The sequence below is a fragment of the Sinimarinibacterium flocculans genome, assembly GCF_003201205.1.
GTDB classification, from domain to species: Bacteria; Pseudomonadota; Gammaproteobacteria; order Nevskiales; family Nevskiaceae; genus Solimonas; species Solimonas flocculans.
In genome coordinates this window covers 153664-176899 of record NZ_QICN01000005.1, presented here as the reverse complement: position 1 = coordinate 176899, position 23236 = coordinate 153664, and the positions used below count along the sequence as shown (strand labels likewise).

Sequence of the window (23236 nt, the reverse complement as noted above, 5' to 3'; positions counted from 1 at the left end):
CGTCACTTAGGTTGTGTTCAACCGTTGAACGCAGTGGTCGCTGATGAATGCTGACGACGTCCGTTTTCGCATCGTTCGCCTGATTGAACAGAGGCCCGAAATCACTCAGCGCGAACTCGCGGCCGAGTTGGGCGTGAGTTTGGGCAAGGTCAACTACTGCTTGCGAGCGTTGGCCGAAAAGGGGCACGTGAAGCTCACGAGATTTCGGAGAAGGTCGAACAAGATGCACTACGCCTATCTGTTGACTCCTGCAGGGGTGCAGGCGAAGGCGAGCGCGACCCTGCAGTTTCTGCGAAGCAAGGTGGAGGAGTACGAGCGCCTCAGGCTTGAGATCGAAGAGCTGAGTGCGGAGCTTCGGGTGGATACAGAGCAGGCGAGTCAACGCGATGAAGCGTCTTCCACATGACTTCGAGGGTGTGTGCCGCGGCTATGCCAACCAGCGCACAGGACGAACGCTGCGGATCAAGCAGAATCATCAGTTGATTTCAGGGGTGATTGCAGCCGACTCGCGTACCGCGCTCGGCCTGCGAATCCAATGACAAACATCAGACGTGCATTCCGAAGCGCCAGATAGCCAAGCTTTGCCGAGAGTTGTCGATCAGACATCGAAGTCTGTGAAGGGGCTCCGGCATATGCTTTTCAGCGGCGCCCTCTGGTCCGGTGCCGGCAAGCTTCTCTCCATGGCGAGCCAACTATTGCTCACCGTGGTCTTGGCGCGCGCGTTGCCGCCTTCCGAGTATGGCCTGTTCTTTGTCGCGATCAGCTCGATCATGATTCTGGCCAGTGTCGGCACGGTCGGCATGGACCAAGTCATCGTGCGTTTCGCTGCACCCCTTGCCAGCGCGGGGGCGCGAAGTGCCATGCGTCGTCTGGCAATACGATGTCTGACGGTCGTGCTCGCTGCGACGACGGCTGTCTGCATCTCCCTGTTTCTTCTCCTGCCGTGGCTGCTCGGTGTCGTCATCAATGCGCCCGGTTTGATCGAGTATCAACTCGTAGTTCTCGCATGGCTGTTCTCGGCGACAGTGCAGCGCTTCCTGGCCGAAACCTTCCGCGGCATGCATGACATCCGGATGGCCACGCTTCTGGGAGGCGTCAGAAACAACGGCATCAGCAATGCGGTTGGTGCCACGCTCGTGATCACGGTGCTCTGGTTCTCGGGCCTGCTCAGCCTGGAGACCGCCTTGCTGAGCATGTTGCTCGTGTCCGTTGCCATCGTCTTCGCGGGGTTCGTGGCGCTCAGGCGGCGGCTTCGCGAACTCCCGGATGACGTGGGGGGAGAGGGGGAACAGGTGCCTCACGCCCTTCTGCCCGTTGGGGGGCTGGTGCGGGAGGGATGGCCACTGTGGACAGCCATCATGATTGCGGCACTGTACACGCAGAGCGGCGCTTGGCTGGTCAGCGCGTTCGACAGCGACGACGGCGTCGCTCTTTTCGGCGTGGCCCAACGATTGGCGTTGGTGCTGATAGCCCCCGCACTCGTGATCAACGCCGTTTTGCCTCCTGTTGTCGCGACGTTGCACGCGTCGGGGAACATGCCAAAGCTGGAGCGGACGGTCCGCTCCCTCGCTGGCTTGAGCCTGCTTCCTTGCGCGGCGCTGGTGGTGGTGTTGCTGATCTGCGGAAAGACACTGCTGGGCCAGCTTTTCGGAGACTTCTATTCATCAGCATTCACCCTGCTGATGGTTCTCTGCGTCGGTCAGCTGATCAACGTGGCGGCGGGCGCCTGGCAGATCGTCCTGCCAATGACGGGGCGAAGGCACTTCATGCTTGGCACTGTTCTTGCCGCCTTGTTTGCCCAGGCAACGGCCAGCGTTGCGCTGGGGTCGTACCTCGGGGTGCTGGGCGTAGCAATAGGCTTCTCGGTTGGTCAGCTTGTTGGAAATCTCGTTGGTGTCGTACTGGTCAGGAGAAGCCTCGGAATCTGGATATTCGCATCGGTCGACGTGGCCGTGATCAAGGAGGCAGTGACGATGATTCGCGCCAGGTTAGGCCGCGGCAGGGCCAAGCTCGCCGAGGGCGTCTGACGATGAGCGTCGAAAGCCAGAAGTACGACGCCTTTCTGTCCCGGACTGTGGAGTTGCTTCACGAGATCGCCAGGGATTTCAGTCCGGCCGTGCTGGCCAATGGATTCGGCCCGGAGAGCATGGTGATCACGGACCTGATCGCACGGCACCGGCTCGGTATCGACATCATCTCGCTGGATACCGGGCGCCTCCCGGAGCAGACGCACGAACTGGCGGATAACGTCCGCAAGCGCTACGGCCTGACCGTGCGCATGGTCTCGCCCGACCCTTCCGAGCTGGAGCCGTGGATTGCCGAGCACGGTACGAACGCGTTCTATCGGAGCGTGGATCGTCGGCGCGAGTGCTGCGCAATCCGGAAGGTCCAGCCGCTGAAGAAGGTGCTTGAGGGAAGGAAGGCTTGGTTGACCGGGCTGAGACGCGAGCAGTCGGTCACGCGCAGCCACCTCGGTGAACGGGTGTGGGACTCCGTGCATGGGCTGTACAAGTTCAATCCGATGCTCGAATGGAACCACGAAGCGCTCTGGTCATACATTCGCGAACACGCCGTGCCCTACAACGCGCTCCACGATGCAGGCTATCCGAGTATCGGATGCGCGCCGTGTACCCGGGCCATCTCGCCGGGGGAGGATGCGCGAGCCGGGCGCTGGTGGTGGGAGCGCGACGAGGTGAAGGAGTGCGGTTTGCATATGGATCCGTCGACCGGCCGCCTTGCGCGGAGTGTCCGGCCGCGGGATGGTGAGAGTTCGGTGCGACAGCAGCTTGTTGGCAAGCCGCCGGTCGCGAGTGAATCCGCGGGAACATCGGCGACGCGAGCCGGGAAAGCAGTCAGAGACTCACAATCGGGAGACAGAAAAATGAAAGTACTCGTTCTGGGCGGTGATGGATTTTGTGGCTGGCCGACCGTGTTGCACCTCTCGGCGCTGGGACACGACGTGGCGATCGTCGACAACCTGTCTCGTCGCAACATCGACGTCGAGTTGGAATGCGAATCTCTCACGCCGATTCGCCCCTTGGGCCAGCGGCTGAGGGCGTGGAAAGACCTCACAGGGCGAGATGTCGCCTTCCACAACTTCGATGTCGCCGTCAACTATCAGCGGATGCTCGATCTGCTCAAGGAGTGGCGCCCGCATGCGATCGTCCACTTCGCCGAGCAGCGAGCGGCGCCCTACTCGATGAAGAGCAGCTTCCACAAGCGTTACACGGTCAGCAACAACATCAATGCGACCAACAATGTGCTGGCAGCCGTGGTCGAGAGCGGACAGGACATCCACATTGCGCACCTCGGCACGATGGGTGTCTATGGATACGGTACCGCCGGAATGAAGATTCCCGAGGGTTACCTGCAGGTCAAGGTAGAGGTTGACGGCGGACGCCTCGTCGACAACGAAATCCTGTATCCCGCGAATCCGGGCAGCATCTATCACATGACGAAGACGCAGGATCAACTGCTGTTCTTCTACTACAACAAGAACGACAAGGTCCGGGTGACCGACCTGCACCAGGGCATCGTGTGGGGTACGCAGACAGAACAGACGCGTCTGGACGAACGCCTTATCAATCGCTTCGACTATGACGGTGACTACGGCACGGTACTGAATCGCTTCCTCATGCAGGCTGCTGTCGGCCATCCGCTGACGGTGCACGGCACCGGCGGGCAGACGAGAGCTTTCATCCATATTCAGGACACGGTGAAGTGCATCCAGCTCGCGCTCGAGAATCCGCCCGAGCCCGGCGATCGGGTGCACATCTTCAACCAGATGACAGAGACCCATCGAGTCAGGGACCTGGCGAAGATGATCTCTGACCGCACTGGCGCGAAGGTGGATTTCGTGGCGAATCCGCGGATCGAAGCGGACGAGAACGAGCTGCATGTCGCCAACGACAGATTCCTGCATCTTGGCCTCGAGCCGATCACCCTGGGCGATGGCCTGATGGAAGAAGTGACGCAGATCGCTCGAAAGTATGCCGATCGTTGCGATCACAGCAAGATTCCCTGTGTGTCGAACTGGCGTAGCGGAAAGCTGGCTCCGGAGTCGGATGGTGGCCGCAAGGGTGCAGAGGCGCCGGCTGCGGCCGGAAGCCCGCAGGGAAGGAATGTCTAGCGTGGCGGGCGTGACGATGCTGGAGAGAGGTGTTCTAGCTACTGTGCCAGTTCGGCAGACATGAACGTAGGGCCACAACAAAAGCTCTTCCCGGAGGTCGCAGCTGGTGGCTATTCCCGCCACGACGGTGGCGTCCACTTCTACGGGCGGGTCAACGCACTGATCCGTCCGGATTCCGTAGTCGTGGATCTGGGGGCGGGGCGCGGGCGGGGTATCGTGGACGATCCGGTCACGTTCCGACGCCGGCTTCGCGAACTGAAGGGGCGGTGCGCCAAGTTGGTCGGTCTCGATCCGGATCCTGCGGTCCTCGACAATCCGGGCGTGGACGAGGCGTACGTTATCGATCCGCAGAGGCCGTTGCCGATGGATGACGGGTCGGTGGACCTCATCATCAGCGACTACGTCCTCGAACACGTTGACGATCCGACGTTCTTCTCGAGTGAGATCGACCGCATCCTCAGGCCTGGCGGCTGGCTATGTGCGCGCACCCCCAACCGATGGGGCTACATAGGCCTTGCGACAACGCTTGTCCCCAACCGCTGGCACGTAGCGGTCTTGCGCCGCGCCCAACCGGATCGCAAATCGATAGACGTGTTTCCCACACGTTACAGAATGAACACGAGGTCGGCATTGCGTCGATGTTTCCCGCCGGCACGATACCTTCACGCGGTTTACGGTCATTTCGGCGAGCCCCGCTATTTCGGTCATTCCGCTGTCCTGTGGCGAGCGATCATGTTTGCCGCGCGATTGACTCCGGAAGGACTCGCGCCAACGCTGATGGTCTTCATTCAGAAGCGCGGGAAGCCGGACCGTTGAATCGGCTGCATCGAAACCACCGCCCTCTTCGTTGTCGGGAACGAGACGATTCACGCTAGACCCACTGCCCTGAGCCCCTCATGCAAACTGTTCATCTGGATTTTGAGAAAGCGCCAAAGTTGTATCACTCCCTGATAGCGGAGCTGGCAGCCGAATACACCCCAGCGGGAAAAGTCCTCGATATCGGTAGTGGCGGAGGGCAGATTCTTCGGGAGTTGCACCGCCTGCGCCCCGAGCTCGAGCTGTATGCCGCTGACGTGCAGTCGCACGGATTCTCCAAGATCGAGCACATCGTCTCAGGGACCTTCCTTCTGTCGGAAGATTCGTTCGATATCTCCGCCGCCGGATCGGGTTACGACACCATCATTCTTTGCCATGTCCTCGAGCACCTCAACAATCCTGTTGACGCGGTCCGCAAGATCTTCGATGCCTTGAAGCCGACAGGGCGTCTTGTCGTAGCGGTGCCCAACCCCGTCAATCCGGCCAACTTCATGAAGGCGGCCTTTCGCAAGTATCAGGCGAACCAGGGCCATGTCATGACCTGGGACCGTGGACACTGGCTGAACTTCCTGACCAACATCCTCAAGGCAAAGGTCATACGCCTAGATCATGACGAGGTGTTTCTCTTTCCGAGGAGAACGCCGGTCAGCTCTCCGCTCAAGAAGGTTGAGATCGGACTCTCGAAACTCTTTCCAGGCTGGTCCTTCTCGAATATCGCTGTTCTCGAGAAGGCGTAGATACTGATGGCGGGTACCTTCGCCGGACCGTTCGGAGGCAGGCTGCCGCAGCGCCACCGGCGCGTCAGAGGGGCGTCGCGGTGACCGGCTCCTTGAAGGTGCCCTTCATGGCGTGTTCGATGATGCTCGCCTTTCCATGCGTAGCGCAGCAGCAGACGCCGTTCTGGATCGCCGCAAGCCAGCCCACGCGGATCGACCTGCAGGTGTCAGGCATTCTGAAGGACTACGCATCAGTCGTGGCACTACGCATGCCGGCAGGGCGCGGCGACGCAGAAGCAGTGGCACGGCTGCGCCGCCGCGCAAGTGACGTGCCGTTGCTCATGTATGCTTGGGTGAACCGCAACATCGCAGGTACGCCGGGAAGCACGGGGCTCTCGGACTGGATCGAGCGGAACCCGCACAAGTACCTGATCGCATCGCGGGGTGGCAAGACGATCCCCGGTTTCGGCAAGGTGACCGATGCCGGCTATCGCTCGCGCATGGCCGAGACGATCGGAAACGCCGTGAGGAAGGGGGGGTATGACGGAGTAGCACTTGATCTGCTGGTCCGTACACCCAGATACAGGCCCAGGCCGCTCGCCAGACTCTGCGCAAAGGAGGTCGACTTCTGTCGAGCTTACGCCGAGGGCATCGACAAGATGCTGCAGGTACTCAGGCAGAGCCTGGGGCAACGAACCATTCTCTACAACGGGCTTTGGAACTTCGGGCCTGATTCCGTCAAAGATCAGGCCAGCCTCTTGTCGGTCGCAGATGCAGCGATCATCGAGTATTTCGGCGGCGAACCCGAAGACGAGAGTGCCAGTTTCTCGAGCGATATCCAGCCCTATCTCGAGTCCATGGTGTCCGCATCCGCAGACCGTCGCGTCTACGCGTTCGGCCGCGGACGCTGGTCGTACACGGATTATGCAGAGGACTACGCGCGGCAGCGCTACCTTTACGCTGCCTATCTGCTCGCTGCAGGACCGCACACTGCCTTCAAGTATCACGCGACGTTCCAGCACCCGACAGTGCGCGGAAGAAGCGGCGGGCTTTCCGTGTATGCCGATTGGCGGGTGTCTCTCGGGCCGGCGGAAGGTCGATTCCGAGCGCACGACGGGCTCTTCACCAGGCAGTATCGTTCTGGGCTGGTAGCGGTTGCTCCCGACGACGGAGAAGGTGGCGTGCTGAGCCTGCAAGGCGAGTACTACACCCCCGAAGGTGATCGTATGAGCGGACGCAGGGTCCTGCTCCCGGGGACGGGGGTGATCCTTCAGAGGAGTGCCCCACCCGAGCGAAGTCCGCTACGTATCGATTTGACAGGTTTCTCGGACCTGCCTGGTGCTGCGATGCAGTCGGAGAATGGTGGCAGGTACCTCAGCATTCCCGCGCGAGAAGAGGGCAGTGAGCGCCTGCTGGATATCGAACGCTCAATGACCCCACGCTCGACCGTTCGACTGAGCTGGCGACCGACGGCACGGCACTGGGAGTTCTATCTGCGGGCGGAGGTCGATGATCCGCAGCGCAGGCAGGAGTTTGCCTGGGTCAAGGTGACAGAAGGCGGCGCGAGCATCATCGCTGCGCCGGCGCAGCCACGTTGGCCCGCACCGAGTTCGCAGAAAGTACAGCGGCAGGTGGGGGCTTCAGAGGTGGCGCTGGCTCCGGAGTGGGCGAGTCTGTCAGTTGATGGCCGGAGCGTCTTCTCTGATAGCAGCCTGTCGTTCAGAAGGTGGCACGGCATTCAGTTCGCAGGTCCGGTCGGTCTTCGCGAGATCAGGCTTGAGTCATGAGCGGGCGCCCCACAGTCAAAAACACGAGGCTTCCTGATTTTCTGATCATCGGGGCGCAGAAATCGGCATCGACTTTCGTTCAGACGGTACTCAGAGAGCACCCCGATGTGTACATGCCGAAAGACGAGACGCGGTTCTTCGAGGACCCTGAGTTCGGAGAAGGCGACAGCGATGCGTTGCGTGCGCTCTTTCGCGGATGTCACGAAAGGCGCCTCGGGATCAAGCGGCCGGATTACCTGGGGCGCCCCGAAGTGCCAGCGAGGATTCGCCGGATCATCCCCGACGCGCAGCTCGTCGTGGTGCTGCGCAATCCTATCGATCGCCTCCTTTCCGCCTACTACTTCTACGTCAAGCTGGGCTTTCTGCCGGTAGCGGACATCAACGTCGCCCTCGCGCGCCTGCTCGACGGCGAGGCATACGGCGGTCCCAAGGCGCGCGAGCTGCTGGAGTACGGAAACTATGCGACGCACCTGGAGCGGTACCGGGCCCTGTTTCCCGCCCATCAGATGCTGGTCCTGCTTCAGGAGGAAATCCAGGCTACCCCGAATGATGCGGTGCGCCGGCTGTGCAGCTTCCTGAGGCTGGAGCACTCATCCCTCGGCCCGCTTCCGGAGCTCGCCAATGCAGGCGTCTACTCGCTTTCGCGCCTGCGGCTTCTCACGCTCAGGAATCGATTCCTGTACGCCTACGATGCTGGCTCAGGCAAGCTCATCGAGAAGCGCCGGTATCCGCACCGTTGGCTGCCGGCTGCAGCGATCACGGCTCTGGACCGCTACGTCCTCAGGGGTCTTCTCGGAAACGACAAGCCAGAGCTCAGGGGCGACATCCGTGCACGTCTGGAGAGCTACTACGAGCAGGAGATTCAGCGTACCAGCGAGTTGATCGGCGTTGACCTTGGCAAGTGGCAGGTGTCCAGATGAACCTGCGTACGGCAGTGGTGCGCACCCGCTACTGGGTACGTACTTCGATCTCGCATATTCCCGCGCTGTACCTTCCGTTGATGCGCGCGAAGCAGCGTGACCCGGACGGCGCGACGATTGTCGGGCCACATACCGACCTGGTCATCGAAGCGTTTCCTAGAAGCGGCAATACGTTTGCCGTTGCAGCCCTCCGTCAGGTCGAGCCAAGGCGCTACGACATCGCCCACCACTGCCATGCGCCGGCACAGCTGATCCAGGCCGCTCGCTTGGGAAAGCCCATCGTTCTCATCGTTCGACGGCCACGCGACTCGGTGTTGTCGTTCATGATCCGGCACCCGGAAGTGGCGGTGCGGCAGGCACTGCAGTCATGGATTCATTTTCATGAGAAAGTCCTGCCACTGACAGGGCGATTCGTGATCGCCAGCTTCGAGCAGGTGACCGCGGACTTCGGTAGCGTGCTCGATCGAGTGAACGGACGTTTTGGCACGGACTTTCCCCGGTTCGAGCATACTTCCGGTAACGTGGACGCTTGCTTTGCCGCCATCGAGCGGCGCAATGCGCTGCGATTCGGTGATGGCGTGGTTCAGCAGACCAGTGTTGCGCGACCGTCAGCGGAGCGTCACCGGCGCAAGCTCGAGATCGAGCGTCACTGGGCGGGGCTGGAGGGGAGTCGTCTGGAGCGGCGGGCCGTTCACGTATACGAGCGGCTCATGCGCGAGGCCGAAAGATGATCGGACTCGTACGGATGTTGAGTGGTATCCGGGCGGCGCGGGCTGCAGTGTCGCTTGCTTCTGGAGGCACTTCTGCCGATGAGGTCCCGGCGAGGGGGCGCCGATGATACGCCGACAGAAGATTGCAGTGGTCGCCGTACTGGCCTTTGTATCGGCGCAGCCGTTGATCTGGTTCAGTCTGGTCCGGGGCGAGGGCTTCTCGGTCAAGCCAGTGCATCTGGCGTTCGCCGCAGTCCTCGGCGGCGCCCTGCTTGCATGGGGGCGGCAGGTTGTACGGTGGCCCAAGCGCGGACTGTCAGCAGCGTTCTTCGTACTCTTCGCCGCCTATCTCGTCTGGTGCTGGTCGACGCTGATCTGGAGTCCGTCGGTCGCTGGATTCGTTGCCATAGGCAAGGACACTGTCTACTTCGCCATGTTTCTCATCCTGTATGGCTCCTGGCGAAACATGCAGATGCAGGACAAGAACGTTGTTGGAGTCTGGGGCGCCGCTGCCGGTTGCCTGATGTTCCTGGCTGTGGCTGAACTCACATTCGCGCAACAGGGGCGCCACTTTCTCATCGAGTATGTTCAGGCGGCGGTGAGCCGCGACCTGGTCGCGCTGCAGTTCGGGTTCTATCCGAAGCTTTTCAATGCGGCTGCCGGTGGCGAGACGCTGACGCGCGACGACGCGAACTTCATCAGCACCTCGCTGCGGAACACACTGGTCGGTGCGTTCGTCCTCTACTTTTTCCTGACCAACGCGTATCGCCAGAATCGCCGCCGACGTGGCTCTCTCCGCTTGGCCGCTTCCTGGATATTCGGCGGCCTGTCGCTGATTCTCGTGGTGCTCAGCGTGAGCCGATCGAACTGGCTTGCTCTGGCATTGGGCATCGCTGCCGTTTCCATGTCGGCGTACTTCAAGAATCGGCGTCGAGGGGCCTCATCAGCGAGGCGCGGCATTCGTCTGTCGACGCTGCTGATCCTGATGTCGGCGATTGCTGCCTGTCTGCTACTGGCTGTGGTATCCGCAGAGGCGCTGGTGTCGGTCCTCGACGTAGTTGCGGCACGCGTTTCACAGATCGGCGACGACCCGCGACTGGCCATGATCCGGGAGTCGATGAAGGCCATCGGGGATCGTCCACTGACGGGTTACGGTATTGGAGCGACTCTGAGCGGGTCCATTGGCGTCGTTGCAGATGACATGCAGATTCACAACCTTTTTCTCGCTGCCTGGTATGAAGCGGGATATCCGGGATTCGTCATCGCAGTCGGCTTCTATGTCGTGCTCCTCGTGGTCTGGGCGAGGCACGTGATCTCGGGCGGAAGAGGCGACGAAGCGGTAGTGCGAGCGCAGATATGGGTCAGCGGCCTGCCGGCACTGCCGCTCGTGAGGATGATGGTAGGTGGTGGCGGAGGAGGGCTGTCCTTGATCGACATGACTTGTCTGGCCATATTCTTGGCGGAGTACGTCCGGGCAACTTCTGCTCCCGCGCCGGAGAGCTCTCCGACACGGGTGTCCACGATGCATATGCCGCTTGCGCGGGCTCGGGCCTAGGCGTGGGGTCATTGCCCGTAGGTCCCTTGGGAGTGCCGAGTGACAGGCAAGATCAGGGTCGCAGACCAACCCTCCATGCGCGTGCCAAGCGGCGTTGAGGATTTCGGTGTGCTGACGAACGGATGTCGAACGAAGAGGTAGGACGATGGGTACAACCTTGATAACGGGTGGACGAGGCTTCGTAGGTACGAATCTCGTCAAGCAGATGTCAGGAGAGCACCGCCTGCGCGTCTTCGATTCCCTCGAGCGATCGTCGCCAACCGGTTGGGAGCCGGATGCGGCCGAGATGGTTGTGGGCAATATTCTCGACGCCAAGGCGCTCGGAGACGCGATGGGCAGTATGGAGTCGGTCGTGCATCTGGCTGCCTACGGCTCAGTTGTCGAATCAGTGAGTGATCCCCTGACGAACTTCACCGCAAACGTTCAAGGAACGTTCAATGTGTTGAAAGCTGCGCTTGATGCGCAAGTCGGCCGAGTGATCTTTGCGTCGACGGGCGGCGCTCTCATAGGAGATGCCACGCCGCCAGTAAGCGAGGAATCGCTACCGAAGCCGATATCGCCGTACGGGGCCAGCAAGCTCTGTGGCGAAGCCTACGCGCACGCCTTCGCGAAGGCATCTGGACTGCACACCACTTGCCTGAGGTTCGGTAACGTCTACGGACCGCACAGCGCGCACAAGAAGGGGGCGGTGACGCTTTTCATCAAGGCCTTGATGCGCGATCAGCCGATCGTCATCTATGGAGATGGGTCTGCATCGAGGGACTACATCCACGTCGAGGACCTGTGCGCGGGCATCTCTGCAGCTCTTGGTGCAGAGTCTCCAGCAGGAGAGGTGTACCACCTGGCATCGCGCCGGGAGACAACCGTGCTTGAGCTCGCGCGCACGCTGAGGGACATTGCCGGAAAGCCGGCCCATCCCATCGAGTTCCGACCGGCCAGGGCCGGTGAGGTCGCACGCAACTTCGCGAGGTGCGACAAGGCGGAGTCCGCTTTCGGATTCCGCTCCCGCTGGACCTTGCAGGACGGCTTGGCGGCGACATGGGAGTGGTTTTCCGCTCTGGGCGACCAAGCGCTGCAGATCGAGACCTCGGACTCCTGATGCGCGTCCTCAGCATCATTCACTATCCGGTCTTTGGCGGCCCCCACAACCGCAATACGCGGCTGTCTCCCGTCATGGCGCGGCGCGGCGTTCAAACGACAGTGTTGCTTCCGGACGAGCCGGGGAACGCCGCCGACCGGATGCGCAGTGCCGGGGTAGATGTCGTTCAGCTTCCATTGCGCCGCCTTCGCGCATCGCGGAATCCGTTGACGCACTTCCGGTTCATGCGCGACTTTCGCTCCGACCTGAACGGAATAGAGGCGCTGATCCGACAGCGTGGCATTGATGTGGTCCAGATCAATGGCCTGGTCAACCCACACGGGGCGATCGCCGCGGACCGCGCCTGTGTTCCTGTGGTATGGCAGATCCTGGATACTTTCACGCCAGTTCCCCTGCGGCGGGTGCTGGCTCCCGTGGTGCGGCACTACGCGGATGCGGTCATGTGCACTGGTCGCGTGGTGGCGAAAGGACATCCGGGATGCGTACGCGCCGGCGGCGCGCTGATCAACTTTTTCCCCCCTGTAGACCTGCGTTTGTTTGCCCAGAGTGCAGCGGTTCGCCGTGAGGTTCGCCTCGAACTCGGGATCGACGATGCGTCACTGGTGGTCGGGACTGTCGGAAACGTCAATCCGCAGAAGGGCCACGACAGCTTCATTCGGGCAGCGGCAGAGTTGAGGCGGCGCGCGCCGGATTGTCGTTTCCTGATTTTGGGGGCGAGCTACGACGTTCATCGCGCGTATCGCGAGGGACTGCTCCGCCTGGCCACCGAGCTGGGCCTGGAAGTGGGCCGTGATCTTCTTCTTCTCGATCCCAAGGGGCAGGTTCATCGCTATGCGCAGGCCATGGATATCTTCTGGATGACGCCGCGCCCGCAGTCGGAAGGTATTCCAACCTCGATGGAGGAAGCGATGGCGTTGGGGCTGCCAGTCGTCAGTTTCGATGTCGGCTCCATCGGGGAGTTGATCCAGGAAGGTCGGTCCGGGTTCGTCATCGCAGAACAAGATCCGGTCGCTGTCGCCGACGTTACGGTCGCTCGACTCCTGGATGCAGGGGCGCGCACTGCAATGGGGCTCGCCGGCCGTGATTTCGTCGAGAGTCATGCTTCCTTGGAGCAATGTGCCGACCGCCACGTGGAAGCCTACGAGGCAGCGATCAGGGGACACTCGCGTCGAACCGGCAGCCCGTCACCGGATGCGTCCGCAGGGAGCGTGCGAGAACATGGCTAGAAGTGTCAGGCGGCTGGTTTCGCAGCTCTCCGTTCGGGCACGTAAGCTCGCCCGCATTGCCTCGAGCGGATCTATGAGGGCGGTGCTCATGAAGCACGGCGTGGCGGCCGGCGTGGAGCATGCACCGGTGCTCGGGAGCCTCGGGCATATGGCTACGGTGGTCGACATTGGAGCCAATCGTGGTCAGTTCGCCTTGGCGGCGAAGCACGCCTGGCCGGATGCATGCCTGATCGCATTCGAGCCACTGCGTGAACCAGCGGGCGTCTTTCGGACGATTTTCTCCGGCGCCGCAGATGTTCATCTGCACGAAGCTGCTGTCGGGCCGGCTCGCAGTCGGTCCGCCATGCACCTTTCCGCGCGTGATGACTCGTCATCCTTGTTGCCGATCACTGACAGGCAGAGCGAACTGTTCGATGGCACCGCGGAGACCGGCACGCTCGTGATCGAGGTAGGTCCGTTGGACACGTATGTCGACGCCACGCAGATCGCGGAGCCTGCGCTCCTCAAGATCGATGTCCAGGGATACGAACTGCAGGCGCTCGAGGGATGTGGTTCGCTGATCGGGTGTTTCAGTTGGGCATATGTCGAATGTTCCTTTGTGGAGCTGTATGCGGGGCAGGCCTTCGCGGACGAAGTGATCGCATGGTTGCGCGAACGTGGATTTTCGCTGCGGGGCGTCTACAACATGTCCTATGACGAACGAGGTGTAGCGATCCAGGCGGACTTCCTGTTCGGACGCGGCTGAGATGCATGCTCACGCTGCGTGAACTGTCCGTCAGTCGGTGCAGTAGATGCTTGCGTACAATGGATTCCTGCAGATTTCTGCATGGATAACGAGAAGGTTTGAGTCTTTGTGCGGCTACTGATCGTCAGCCTGAATTTCTCGCCAGAGCTCACCGCGACCGGGAAGTACACCGGGGAGATGGCGGGGTGGTTCGCAGCGCGAGGCCATGAAGTGGATGCCATCGCGGGCATGCCGCACTATCCGGAGTGGGTGATTGCGCGGGGGTATCGAGGTCGTGCCTGGCACGAGGAGCGGCTCGGCGGTGTGCGAGTTCTGCGTGCACCGCATTTCGTGCCCCGCCCCGGTCGGGTATCGGCGTTCGGTCGCATTCTGATGGAATGCAGCTTCACGCTGGCGTCCTTGCGCTGGTGGTTGCCCATCCTGCTGCAGCGTCGCCGCTACGATGCCGTGATCGCCGTGTGCCCGCCGATGCAGGATGCGCTGCTGCCGTGGTTCTACGGCCTGCTGCGCCGCGTGCCTTGGGTCTACCACATTCAGGACTTTCAGGTTGATGCGGCGGTGCGCCTGGGGATGTTGCGCATCGGCCGACTCGGGCGCCTGCTGTTTGCCCTGGAGAACTTCTTTGTGGCGAAAGCATCCCGAACGAGCACGATCACCCCTCCGATGCGAGACCGCGTCCTGAAAAAGGGTGGAGCGGCACATCGAAGCTGGCTCGTGCCCAACTGGGCGGATATCGCATCGGTGCGCCCGACAGTGCGCGACAACGCGTTCCGTCGCGAACGCGGCTGGACCGACGATCAGGTCATCGTGATGTATGCCGGCGCCATGGGGGCGAAGCAGGGGCTGGAGATCGTGGTCGATCTCGCGGTCCGGGTGCGGGAGCGCGACGACATCCGCTTCGTCATGGTCGGAGCTGGAGCCGAGCGGCTTCGCCTTGAGGGGGCTGCGCGCGACCTGCAGCTGAGGAATATGGCCTTCCTGCCGGTCCAGCCGCTGGAGCGGCTCAGCGAGATGCTGGGCGCGGCGGACATCCATCTGATCGTGCAGCGCGCAGAAGCGGCGGATTTGGTCATGCCGTCCAAGTTGACCAACATTCTTGCGGCTGGGCGTCCTTGCGTAGCAACGGCAGAGCCCGGGACGGGGCTTCACGAGGTCCTGTCCGCCCATAGGTGCGGTCTGGCAGTGACACCCGAAAGCGTTGACGCCCTCGTGGCAGCGGTCGTCAGCTTGAGCGACGATGCTGCTTCGCGGCAGCGCATGGGCATAAGAGCCAGACGGTATGCCGAAGAGAACCTGGATCGCGATGCGATCCTCGAGCGAATGGAGCGTGATCTCGAAGAGCTCTGTCCCCCGAAATCCCGGGAGTCAGCAGATGCGAGCGCGTCGAGCTAGTTCGCGCATCCCCCATGCAGCCCGCGGCAGCATCGAAACATTGACTGGGAGTGACGGCTTTTTTCATGAAACGTGCACTGATTACCGGCGTCACCGGACAGGATGGCGCCTATCTTGCGGAGTTTCTTCTCAGGAAGGGCTACGAGGTCCACGGGATCAAGCGGCGTGCTTCGCTGTTCAATACCGATCGCATCGATCACCTGTACCAGGACCCCCATATCGAGAACCGGAACTTCATCCTGCACTACGGTGACCTTACGGATGCGACCAACCTGATCCGGGTCGTGCAGCAGGTGCAGCCGGACGAGATCTACAACCTCGGTGCCCAGTCCCACGTCGCGGTGTCCTTCGAGAGTCCGGAGTACACGGCCAACAGCGACGCAGTAGGGACCTTGCGCCTGCTGGAGGCCATCCGCATCCTCGGTCTCGAGCAGAAGACCCGCTTCTACCAGGCGTCGACGTCGGAGCTGTTCGGCAAGGTGCAGGAGATTCCGCAGCGGGAATCCACGCCGTTCTATCCCCGCTCGCCCTACGCGGTGGCCAAGCTGTACGCGTACTGGATCACGGTGAACTACCGTGAGTCGTACGGCATGTATGCCTGCAACGGCATTCTTTTCAATCACGAGAGTCCGATCCGCGGCGAGACCTTCGTCACCCGCAAGATCACGCGCGCCATGGCGCGGATTGCGCTGGGTCTCCAGGATTGCCTGTACCTCGGCAACATGAACTCGCTGCGCGACTGGGGTCACGCGCGGGATTACGTGGAGATGCAGTGGCTGATGCTGCAGCAGGGCCAGCCGGAAGATTTCGTCATCGCGACCGGGGTGCAGTACTCCGTGCGCCAGTTCGTCGAGCGCGCTGCGGCAGAGCTCGGCATCGGCATCGAGTGGTCGGGGCAGGGGGTCGACGAGGTTGGCGTGGTCGGCTCCGTCGGCAATGCCGAGCTGCAGCTGCGTCTCGGGCAGAAGATCGTGGCGGTCGACCCGCGCTACTTCCGCCCGGCCGAGGTCGAGACCCTGCTCGGTGATCCGAGCAAGGCGCGCGAAAAGCTCGGCTGGACGCCGACCACGTCATTCGAGTCGCTCGTGCGGGAAATGGTCCTTGAGGACCTCAATGCCGCCAAGCGCGACAGCATGGTCAAGGAGGCCGGCTACAAGGCCTTCGACTACCACGAGTAATCAGGGATGTCGCCACAGTCCAAAATCTATGTCGCAGGCCACGGCGGTCTTGCCGGTGGTGCGATCGTTCGAGCACTGCGGAAGGCGGGCTTCGAGAACCTGTTGTTACGCACACACAGGGATCTGGATCTGAGCTGCCAAGCGGATGTCGAGGACTTCTTCTCGGTCGAGCGCCCGGATTATGTGTTCCTGGCTGCTGCCAGGGTCGGAGGCATTCACGCGAACAGTGCCTACCCCGCCGAATTCATCCGGGACAACCTCGCCATACAGACGAACGTCATTCATTCCGCCTGGCGGCACGGCGCAAAGAAATTGCTGTTCCTGGGGTCTTCCTGCATCTATCCAAAGCTGGCACCGCAGCCGATGCCGGAAGAGTGCCTGTTGACCGGGGCACTCGAACCCACGAACGAGTGGTATGCCGTTGCAAAGATCGCGGGTATCAAGATGTGCCAGGCGTATCGGCGGCAGTACGGATTTGACGCGATCAGCCTGATGCCGACGAATCTGTACGGACCAGGCGACAACTTCGACCTGCAGAACGCACACGTTCTGCCGGCCCTGATACGGCGGTTCCACGCAGCCAAGGTCGACGGCGCTTCCGAAGTGGTGATGTGGGGGACGGGCACGCCGCGCAGGGAGTTCCTGCATGTGGACGATCTGGGCGACGCCGCTGTGTTCCTGATGCGCCACTACTCCGGCGACGACATCGTCAACGTCGGTGTAGGTGAGGACGTGACCATTCGCGACCTCGCAGAAATCATCCGCTCCGTCGTGGGCTATGCGGGCCACATCACCCAGGACCTGACCAAGCCAGATGGCACGCCGCGCAAGTTGATGGACGTGACGCGGTTGCTGGCGATGGGCTGGCGGGCGCAGATCGGCTTGCGCGAGGGTATCGCGCAGACCTATGCGTGGTTCCTGGACAATGAAGGTCGTATTCGTGGGGCCTAGGGGACCCTCCGGGCTCAAGGCCTCCTTTGATGGGGAATTCAGCATGAGCGTCTCGTGCGGTATGGATCCGGGTTTTGATCGGAGACTGGGGATGCTTTACGCTGCTGCCGCGCACGCGGGCTGGCCTGCTCGAACACGGATGCCGCATCGGGCCAGCGGCTGGAAGCGATCGGTTGGCACGAGAATCGATATGGGTACACGACCGGAATCAGGGGCGCGCGCCACATGAATAAGAAGGGGACCACAATGAACTTGGCTCGGAGCGTGTGGACCGCGCTAGCTGCGGGACTGCTGTCGGCCTGCTCCATTCTTCCCGGCATGCACGTCACCGGCGTGGGCGGCATCGATGGCCGCAACAAGTCCAAGGTCGAGGATGGAGGGGTTACCGAATATCGCGCACAGCTCGATAACGGCGAGCTGATCGGCTATCGAGTCGTCCAGGTCTCAGGACAGTCGCTGTCCCAGATCCGGCAGGAAACAGACACGATATGGCCGCCACTCCCGCCGGACTTCCAGCAGATCACGCCTGATCAAGTCCCTCCGGAGTACCGTATCGGTCCTGGCGACATCATCCTGGTGGTCGTGTGGGACCACCCTGAGCTTTCGACCCCTCTGGGCGATCGCTCGGATGTAGCGAACGCCGGCCGGCTGGTCTCGGCGGAAGGGACCATGTTCTATCCCTACATCGGCGAATTCAAAGTCGCGGGGATGACAGTCGTGGAGCTGCGAGAATTCATCGCGCAGCGCATCTCGCGCGTCATTACGAGTCCACAGGTCGATGCGCGCGTGGTCGCCTTCCGTTCGCAGCGAGTGCAGGTCACCGGCGACGTCGAGTCTCCGGGCACCGTGACACTGGACGACACGCCGAAAGGGGTCCTCGAGGCGATCAATGAGCGGGGGGGGCTGGCGTCGGGCGCGAGCCGCCGTCGGGTACTTCTCACCCGGGGTGGCGTCAGCTATCCGCTCGATCTGGCCGGCATGCTTTCGGGAGACCGGCCGGTGTCCAATCCGCGCCTCATCGCCGGCGATATCGTTCATGTGCCCGACAGCTCGAACGACCTGGTCTTCGTGCTGGGCGAAACGACGCAGCAGCAACAGATCGTGTTGCAGCAGGGCAAGACCACTCTGACCGAGGCCCTCGCGCAGGCGGGCGGACTCGACAAGCTTCGCTCCAATGACTCGGGCGTACTGGTTTTTCGCCGTCCCTTTGCCCTAGGGCGCCTGCCGACGATCTACACGCTCGACCTCGACAACCCCCTGGGGCTGATGCTGGCGGGAGAGCTCGTGTTGCACCCGCGAGACGTGGTCTATGTGAAGGCGACGGGCTTTGCCAAGTACAACTCGGTCATCGGGCAGCTGCTGCCCACGATTTCGGCTGTCTTCCAGATCGACAGGCTCACCGAGTAAGGGGCTGGTCACGACACCAGCTGTGAGTTCCCCCGGCCAGTGGGCCTTGAGGCGCCGATAGATCTCATCACTATGAATGCAGTTTCGCCAAGGACAGGGCAGCAGGATGTGCCTGCAGTCGCGTTCGCACCGGCCGAGGATGAAATCGACCTGCAGGAGCTTCTCGGCGCGATCTCCGGAGGACGCTGGATTCTGCTGGCGGTCACCGCCGTGTTTCTTCTGTTTGGCGCCTTCTATGCATGGACCGCCACTCGCGTGTACGACGCGGACGCCTTGGTCCAGGTCGAGAAGGAGGAGTCCGGTTTCACCGCAGCTCTTGGAGAGATGGCGGAGTTCATGGGCAAGCCCTCGGCCGTAACGGCCGAGGTAGAGCTGCTCATGAGCCGCATGATCGTCGGCTCGGTGGTCGACTCGCTGCAGCTGGCGATCATCGCCCGTCCCAACTATTTCCCGCTGGTTGGGAGGGCGATGTCACGAGGCCATCGTGCCGAATCGGACAACCAGGAGGTTGCCCCGGCGTTCCTCGGCCTGCGCAGCTATGCCTGGGGTGGGGAGTTCGTTCGGGTGTCGACGTTCGACGTTCCGAATGCCTTGATCGGCAAGCCATTCGAGCTGGAGGTTACCGAGCAAGGTTTCGTGCTGCGCTTCGACGGGCGGGACGTGCTTGCCGGAGCCGTTGGCGCACGCGTCGAGGGACAGGTGCTCTCGGGCAGGAAGGTGGTGGTCTTCGTGCAGGACCTTGTGGCCGCGCCGGGAACCACATTCACATTGATGCGAGAGAACCGGACCGCCGCGATCGAGAGGATTCAGGCGGATCTCCGGGTATCGGAGCGCGGCAAGGACAGCGGGATTCTGCAGGTGGCCTACTCGTCATCCGATCCGGTACTCGCTCGAGAGATCGTTAACCGCCTGATGATCGCGTACCAACGTCAGAATATCGAGCGCAGGTCAGCCGAAGCGGCGCAGACCCTGTCATTTCTCGAGGCACAGCTGCCGGAAATTCGCGAGAAGCTCGAAGGCGCTGAGGCTACGTTCAACAGCTACCGCCTGCGTGAGGGGTCGGCCGATCTGACGAAGGAAACCGAGCTGATCCTTCAGCAGAGCGTGGAGCTTGAAACCGTTCGATTGCAACTTGAGCAGAAGCGCGCTGAAGCTCTCCAGCGGTTCACGCCCAGTCATCCCACGATGGTTGCGATCGACCGCCAGTTGCAGTCCGTGCGCAGCGAGCAGCAGACGATCGCCGAAAGAGTGAAGGGACTTCCGGAGACGCAGCAGGAAATCCTGCGGTTGGCGCGCGACGTGGAAGTCAACACAACGCTCTATACCAACCTGCTTAACAGCTATCAGGAGCTGCAGGTGGTCAAGGCGGGCACGATCGGCAACGTACGCATTGTCGACTACGCCGTGGATCCGCGCGAACCATCGAAGCCCAAGGTGCCGCTGATTCTCGCGCTGTCCGTGCTGCTGGGCCTGTTTGCCGGCATTGTGGCTATCTTCGTGCGGCGGGCGCTTCGTCCCGCCGTCGGCGATCCATCCGAGGTCGAGCGCACACTGGGCATACCGACCTACGCGACGGTGCCCTTTACTCCAGTACAGAGGCGCTTGCTCCGGCGTGGCCGTGACGGCGAAGGGCAGCTGCTGGCATTCGTCGAACCCCAGAACATCGCGGTGGAGGCATTGCGGAGTCTGCGCACCTCGCTGCATTTCGCGATGCTGGATTCGGCGAACAATGTCCTGATGTTGACGGGCCCCGGCCCGGGGCTCGGAAAGTCTTTCGTTTCAGTCAATCTCGGTGCTGTGCTGGCGCTGTCCGGCAAGCGCGTAGTCGTCGTCGACGGCGACCTGCGTCGCGGACATCTGAACGAGTATGTCAACTGCCAGCGCAGCCCAGGCCTATCCGACTACTGTGCAGGGCAGGCCGACATCAAGGACGTCCTGCGGCGGACGGTTGTCGACGGACTCTGGATCGTACCGACTGGCTTGATTCCTCCGAATCCCGCAGAACTGCTGCTCACGGACAACTTCTCCGAGCTGGTCAAGGCCCTTTCTCAGAACTTCGACTACGTCGTCATCGACACGCCGCCGATTCTCGCTGTGACAGATGCAGCGATCGTTGGTAAGGTGGCCGGAAGCACGTTGCTCGTGCTCAAGGCTGGGGAACATTCCATGCCGATGATTCAGGAAACCGCGGCGAGATTGCAGAACGCTGGCGTGAAAGTCAGTGGAACCATCTTCAACCAAGTGGGGCGTCCGGGAACGGGCTACGCAGGATACAGGTATGGATATTCCTATCAGTACAAGAGTTATCCGTCGAGCGCAGCCTGATCGCTTGTCACGGAAGATAGTGGCGAGCGGGCTCTTTCTTGCGTCTCAGTCAATTCTGGCACAGGAATTGCCGCAACAAATGATGCCGCCGGTGCGGGATCCGGCATTTGGACACTCTGCGGAGTACTACGGTATTTCACATCCGGCGCAGCAGGAGGCCAGCATCCGTTCTGTGCTGTCAAGCGTACAACTGGATCGGGCTTATCTGCCGAGTAGCCTGGCAGCCGAAACGGCATACTTCGTCGTGAGGTTGTTCGTCGGCGGTCAAGGGGCTCCGACGGATATCGCTGATCCGCGATCAGGGGCGGTGTTGTCAGAGCGTGAGTAAGGTCACGGTCATGTCAAGCGGTTATGTTAGAGTTTGCAGGATAGTGTGAAGGTTAGGCCGCTGGTTCACCGATCCGTGGCGTGGATGCCTTTTCAAACGACGGCTTTCAGAGCGGGGAAGGAAAAAATGGATAAGAAGTTGCTGATTGCAGCCACTGCGGCCATGCTTGTTGGCGGGCAGATCGCCGCAACGATGTACGCAGGGGAGGCTTCGGCCCAAGCTGTTGTGCGCGCCGAGCGCGAACTGACGCCGCCGGAAGCGGGGCAGGTGGCTCAGCGCATGAACCTCACCGTCGACGAAGCAGTCCGGCAGGGGCTCATGGAGCAGCTTGAGAACGGCAACTTTCTGGTAACGGAATCCGGGGCCGCACTACTCGCCGCAAATGGCGTGTCGCTGGGTGCATTCGCGGGGGCGACTCCGCTTCAGATCACCGGAATGGTCGCACTTGCTTTGGGACTGACGGTTATCGGCGAGAGTCTGGTCGACGATGATGTTCCGCTGACGGCCACGCCTACCCCGACGGCCACCGCAACGCCGACGGCGACCCCGACGGCCACCGCAACGCCTACCCCGACGGCCACTGCAACGCCGACGGCGACCCCGACGGCCACTGCAACGCCGACGGCGACCCCGACGGCCACTGCAACGCCGACGGCGACCCCGACGGCCACCGCAACGCCGACGGCTACAGCTACTCCGACCGCTACGGCAACGCCGACTCCCGTTGTGTGTCCTGATGGGCTTAGCCCAAAGCTAGACGGCGCATGCCCGACCCCGACTCCGACGGCAACCGCTAGTCCGACAGCGACACCTACGCCCACGGTGACGCCAGTTCCGACACCTACGCCCACGGCTACACCGGTGGTCCCTACGCCGACGGCCACGCCGCCGCCGACCCCCACGCCGCCGCCGCCAACGCCAACACCGACGGGGGGGACGACCGGAACTGGCACGGGAGGGACCGGAGGCACCGGCTCGGGCGGCACCGGCGGTACCGGAGGGCCCTGAGCGCGAGCGTCGCAGAACGGGCTGGCGAGGGTCGCCAGCCCGTTTGCGTTCTGCGCGGCGTCTCGCAGTTGATCGCTGGCGGACTTTTGTTTTCACCGGCTTCCGCCTTCGCCGCGACTCATCGCTACAATGCACGCATGTTCACCGAGCTGGCATCGGGACCCGGTACCGCAATGATTCCCCGACGACGCCGACCCCGGCTATTCCGGTTCTTGGCGCTGCTTGTCGCAGTGCTTGTGCCTCTGGGCAGTTCGGCCAATGTCTTCGTCCCCCAGCCACCAAGCCGAGGCATTGTCGAGATTCACGGCTCCGTATCGACGCCGGGAACGATCCTGTTGCGCCAAGCGCAGCTTGATCTGCCGGATGCGATCCGTCAGGCAGGTGGGCTGACAGACGACGCGTACTTGTTCGGGGCGGTCCTGCTGCGGAAGGCACGTAGCGCGATCGGCTATGCGGGGCCGCAGAATCGATTCTGTCTCGCGGGGGCCGAACAGCAGGCTTTGCAAGCAGTCCGTACGGCAGTCTCTTCGGCAAAGGCGGGCGAACTGGCCGAGGCAATCTACAGCCGTGAACTCGTGCGCGTACCTGTAAGACTATCGGCGCCGGATCTGCAGACCGGGGCCGGTCAAGCCGCGAAACTCATGGATGGCGACGTCCTGATCATTCCTCCAAGGCCCGCCTACACCTACGTAGGTGGACGCGTGTCGAGGGAGGGACCCGTGCTGTACGAGGCGGGTATGCAGGGAGACGACTATTACGAAGCGGCCGGTGGTAGCGGGCGCGGTTGGTTCAGTCGCGACCTGCTCGTTCTGCCGGACGGCGAGACGCAGATACTCAAGTTACGGTTCTGGAACTATCAGCCAACGGCGATTCCCCCTGGCTCGTTGCTGCTGTTCGGCGTCGCTGATCCGGCATGCCTGCCGGTGACCGTACGCCGGTAGTTT

The 23236-nt window shown here is 62.1% G+C and carries 18 protein-coding genes and 1 pseudogene; all 19 read left to right on the top strand.

Going from position 1 to position 23236, the window contains the following annotated elements; genetic code table 11:
- The first annotated feature begins 43 nt into the window (after window positions 1-43).
- The 19 genes and pseudogenes from C8D93_RS11145 to C8D93_RS11055 all read left to right on the top strand — a co-directional run bounded on the left by C8D93_RS11145 (window position 44) and on the right by C8D93_RS11055 (window position 23233).
- Entirely contained in the window at window positions 44-406 is a 363-nt protein-coding gene (locus C8D93_RS11145) for a MarR family EPS-associated transcriptional regulator (protein ID WP_110265274.1), read from the top strand.
- Between the two features lie 226 nt (window positions 407-632).
- Window positions 633-2027 (top strand): lipopolysaccharide biosynthesis protein, encoded by a 1395-nt coding sequence (locus tag C8D93_RS11140; protein WP_110265273.1) that lies wholly within the window; start codon window positions 633-635, stop codon window positions 2025-2027.
- A 2-nt stretch (window positions 2028-2029) separates the two neighbouring features.
- Window positions 2030-2707, top strand: a pseudogene (locus C8D93_RS21370) (phosphoadenylyl-sulfate reductase); the annotation flags it as partial.
- Between the two features lie 174 nt (window positions 2708-2881).
- Window positions 2882-4129, top strand: coding sequence for an NAD-dependent epimerase/dehydratase family protein (locus tag C8D93_RS21365; RefSeq protein ID WP_170124004.1), 1248 nt, complete (start codon window positions 2882-2884; stop codon window positions 4127-4129).
- A 60-nt stretch (window positions 4130-4189) separates the two neighbouring features.
- Window positions 4190-4945: a class I SAM-dependent methyltransferase gene (locus C8D93_RS11130; protein WP_110265271.1), complete on the top strand. Its 756-nt coding sequence runs from the start codon at window positions 4190-4192 to the stop codon at window positions 4943-4945.
- Window positions 4946-5025: 80 nt separating this feature from the next.
- Window positions 5026-5682: a class I SAM-dependent methyltransferase gene (locus tag C8D93_RS11125; protein ID WP_110265270.1), complete on the top strand. Its 657-nt coding sequence runs from the start codon at window positions 5026-5028 to the stop codon at window positions 5680-5682.
- 80 nt (window positions 5683-5762) lie between these two features.
- Window positions 5763-7448 (top strand): putative glycoside hydrolase, encoded by a 1686-nt coding sequence (locus C8D93_RS11120; protein WP_110265269.1) that lies wholly within the window; start codon window positions 5763-5765, stop codon window positions 7446-7448.
- Window positions 7445-8368 (top strand): sulfotransferase domain-containing protein, encoded by a 924-nt coding sequence (locus tag C8D93_RS11115; RefSeq protein WP_110265268.1) that lies wholly within the window; start codon window positions 7445-7447, stop codon window positions 8366-8368. Before C8D93_RS11120 ends, C8D93_RS11115 begins: the two co-directional genes overlap by 4 nt.
- A complete protein-coding gene (locus tag C8D93_RS11110) occupies window positions 8365-9099 on the top strand; it encodes a hypothetical protein (protein ID WP_146216573.1) in 735 nt (244 codons plus the stop codon). Before C8D93_RS11115 ends, C8D93_RS11110 begins: the two co-directional genes overlap by 4 nt.
- 127 nt (window positions 9100-9226) lie before the next feature.
- Entirely contained in the window at window positions 9227-10633 is a 1407-nt protein-coding gene (locus C8D93_RS11105) for an O-antigen ligase family protein (protein WP_170123997.1), read from the top strand.
- 145 nt (window positions 10634-10778) lie between these two features.
- Window positions 10779-11732 (top strand): NAD-dependent epimerase/dehydratase family protein, encoded by a 954-nt coding sequence (locus tag C8D93_RS11100; protein ID WP_110265265.1) that lies wholly within the window; start codon window positions 10779-10781, stop codon window positions 11730-11732.
- Entirely contained in the window at window positions 11732-12958 is a 1227-nt protein-coding gene (locus tag C8D93_RS11095; RefSeq protein ID WP_211307306.1) for a glycosyltransferase, read from the top strand. The genes C8D93_RS11100 and C8D93_RS11095 overlap by 1 nt, the downstream gene beginning before the upstream one ends.
- Before the next feature lie 88 nt (window positions 12959-13046).
- Window positions 13047-13703: an FkbM family methyltransferase gene (locus tag C8D93_RS11090; RefSeq protein ID WP_211307305.1), complete on the top strand. Its 657-nt coding sequence runs from the start codon at window positions 13047-13049 to the stop codon at window positions 13701-13703.
- A 108-nt stretch (window positions 13704-13811) separates the two neighbouring features.
- Window positions 13812-15095, top strand: coding sequence for a WcaI family glycosyltransferase (locus C8D93_RS11085; RefSeq protein WP_110265263.1), 1284 nt, complete (start codon window positions 13812-13814; stop codon window positions 15093-15095).
- 65 nt (window positions 15096-15160) lie between these two features.
- Window positions 15161-16273 carry a GDP-mannose 4,6-dehydratase gene (gene gmd / locus C8D93_RS11080; RefSeq protein ID WP_110265262.1) on the top strand — a complete coding sequence of 371 codons (1113 nt, stop codon included), beginning with the start codon at window positions 15161-15163 and terminating at the stop codon, window positions 16271-16273.
- Between the two features lie 6 nt (window positions 16274-16279).
- The gene (gene fcl, locus C8D93_RS11075) at window positions 16280-17224 is read left to right on the top strand and encodes a GDP-L-fucose synthase (protein ID WP_110265261.1); all 945 of its coding nucleotides are present in this window, start codon (window positions 16280-16282) and stop codon (window positions 17222-17224) included.
- Window positions 17225-17449: 225 nt separating this feature from the next.
- Window positions 17450-18631, top strand: a complete 1182-nt coding sequence (locus tag C8D93_RS11070) for a polysaccharide biosynthesis/export family protein (protein ID WP_110265260.1) — start codon at window positions 17450-17452, stop codon at window positions 18629-18631.
- A 72-nt stretch (window positions 18632-18703) separates the two neighbouring features.
- The gene (locus C8D93_RS11065; protein WP_110265259.1) at window positions 18704-20956 is read left to right on the top strand and encodes a polysaccharide biosynthesis tyrosine autokinase; all 2253 of its coding nucleotides are present in this window, start codon (window positions 18704-18706) and stop codon (window positions 20954-20956) included.
- A gap of 1473 nt (window positions 20957-22429) precedes the next feature.
- Window positions 22430-23233 carry an SLBB domain-containing protein gene (locus C8D93_RS11055; protein ID WP_110265257.1) on the top strand — a complete coding sequence of 268 codons (804 nt, stop codon included), beginning with the start codon at window positions 22430-22432 and terminating at the stop codon, window positions 23231-23233.
- Window positions 23234-23236: the final 3 nt, after the last annotated feature.

Bases quoted from the DNA above. Each gene is read 5' to 3' on its own strand.
- C8D93_RS11145 (WP_110265274.1), top strand. From the start codon at position 44: ATGAATGCTGACGACGTCCGTTTTCGCATCGTTCGCCTGATTGAACAG.
- C8D93_RS11140 (WP_110265273.1), top strand. From the start codon at position 633: ATGCTTTTCAGCGGCGCCCTCTGGTCCGGTGCCGGCAAGCTTCTCTCC.
- C8D93_RS21365 (WP_170124004.1), top strand. From the start codon at position 2,882: ATGAAAGTACTCGTTCTGGGCGGTGATGGATTTTGTGGCTGGCCGACC.
- C8D93_RS11130 (WP_110265271.1), top strand. From the start codon at position 4,190: ATGAACGTAGGGCCACAACAAAAGCTCTTCCCGGAGGTCGCAGCTGGT.
- C8D93_RS11125 (WP_110265270.1), top strand. From the start codon at position 5,026: ATGCAAACTGTTCATCTGGATTTTGAGAAAGCGCCAAAGTTGTATCAC.
- C8D93_RS11115 (WP_110265268.1), top strand. From the start codon at position 7,445: ATGAGCGGGCGCCCCACAGTCAAAAACACGAGGCTTCCTGATTTTCTG.
- C8D93_RS11110 (WP_146216573.1), top strand. From the start codon at position 8,365: ATGAACCTGCGTACGGCAGTGGTGCGCACCCGCTACTGGGTACGTACT.
- C8D93_RS11100 (WP_110265265.1), top strand. From the start codon at position 10,779: ATGGGTACAACCTTGATAACGGGTGGACGAGGCTTCGTAGGTACGAAT.
- C8D93_RS11095 (WP_211307306.1), top strand. From the start codon at position 11,732: ATGCGCGTCCTCAGCATCATTCACTATCCGGTCTTTGGCGGCCCCCAC.
- C8D93_RS11090 (WP_211307305.1), top strand. From the start codon at position 13,047: ATGAAGCACGGCGTGGCGGCCGGCGTGGAGCATGCACCGGTGCTCGGG.
- gmd (WP_110265262.1), top strand. From the start codon at position 15,161: ATGAAACGTGCACTGATTACCGGCGTCACCGGACAGGATGGCGCCTAT.
- fcl (WP_110265261.1), top strand. From the start codon at position 16,280: ATGTCGCCACAGTCCAAAATCTATGTCGCAGGCCACGGCGGTCTTGCC.
- C8D93_RS11070 (WP_110265260.1), top strand. From the start codon at position 17,450: ATGAATAAGAAGGGGACCACAATGAACTTGGCTCGGAGCGTGTGGACC.
- C8D93_RS11065 (WP_110265259.1), top strand. From the start codon at position 18,704: ATGAATGCAGTTTCGCCAAGGACAGGGCAGCAGGATGTGCCTGCAGTC.
- C8D93_RS11055 (WP_110265257.1), top strand. From the start codon at position 22,430: ATGTTCACCGAGCTGGCATCGGGACCCGGTACCGCAATGATTCCCCGA.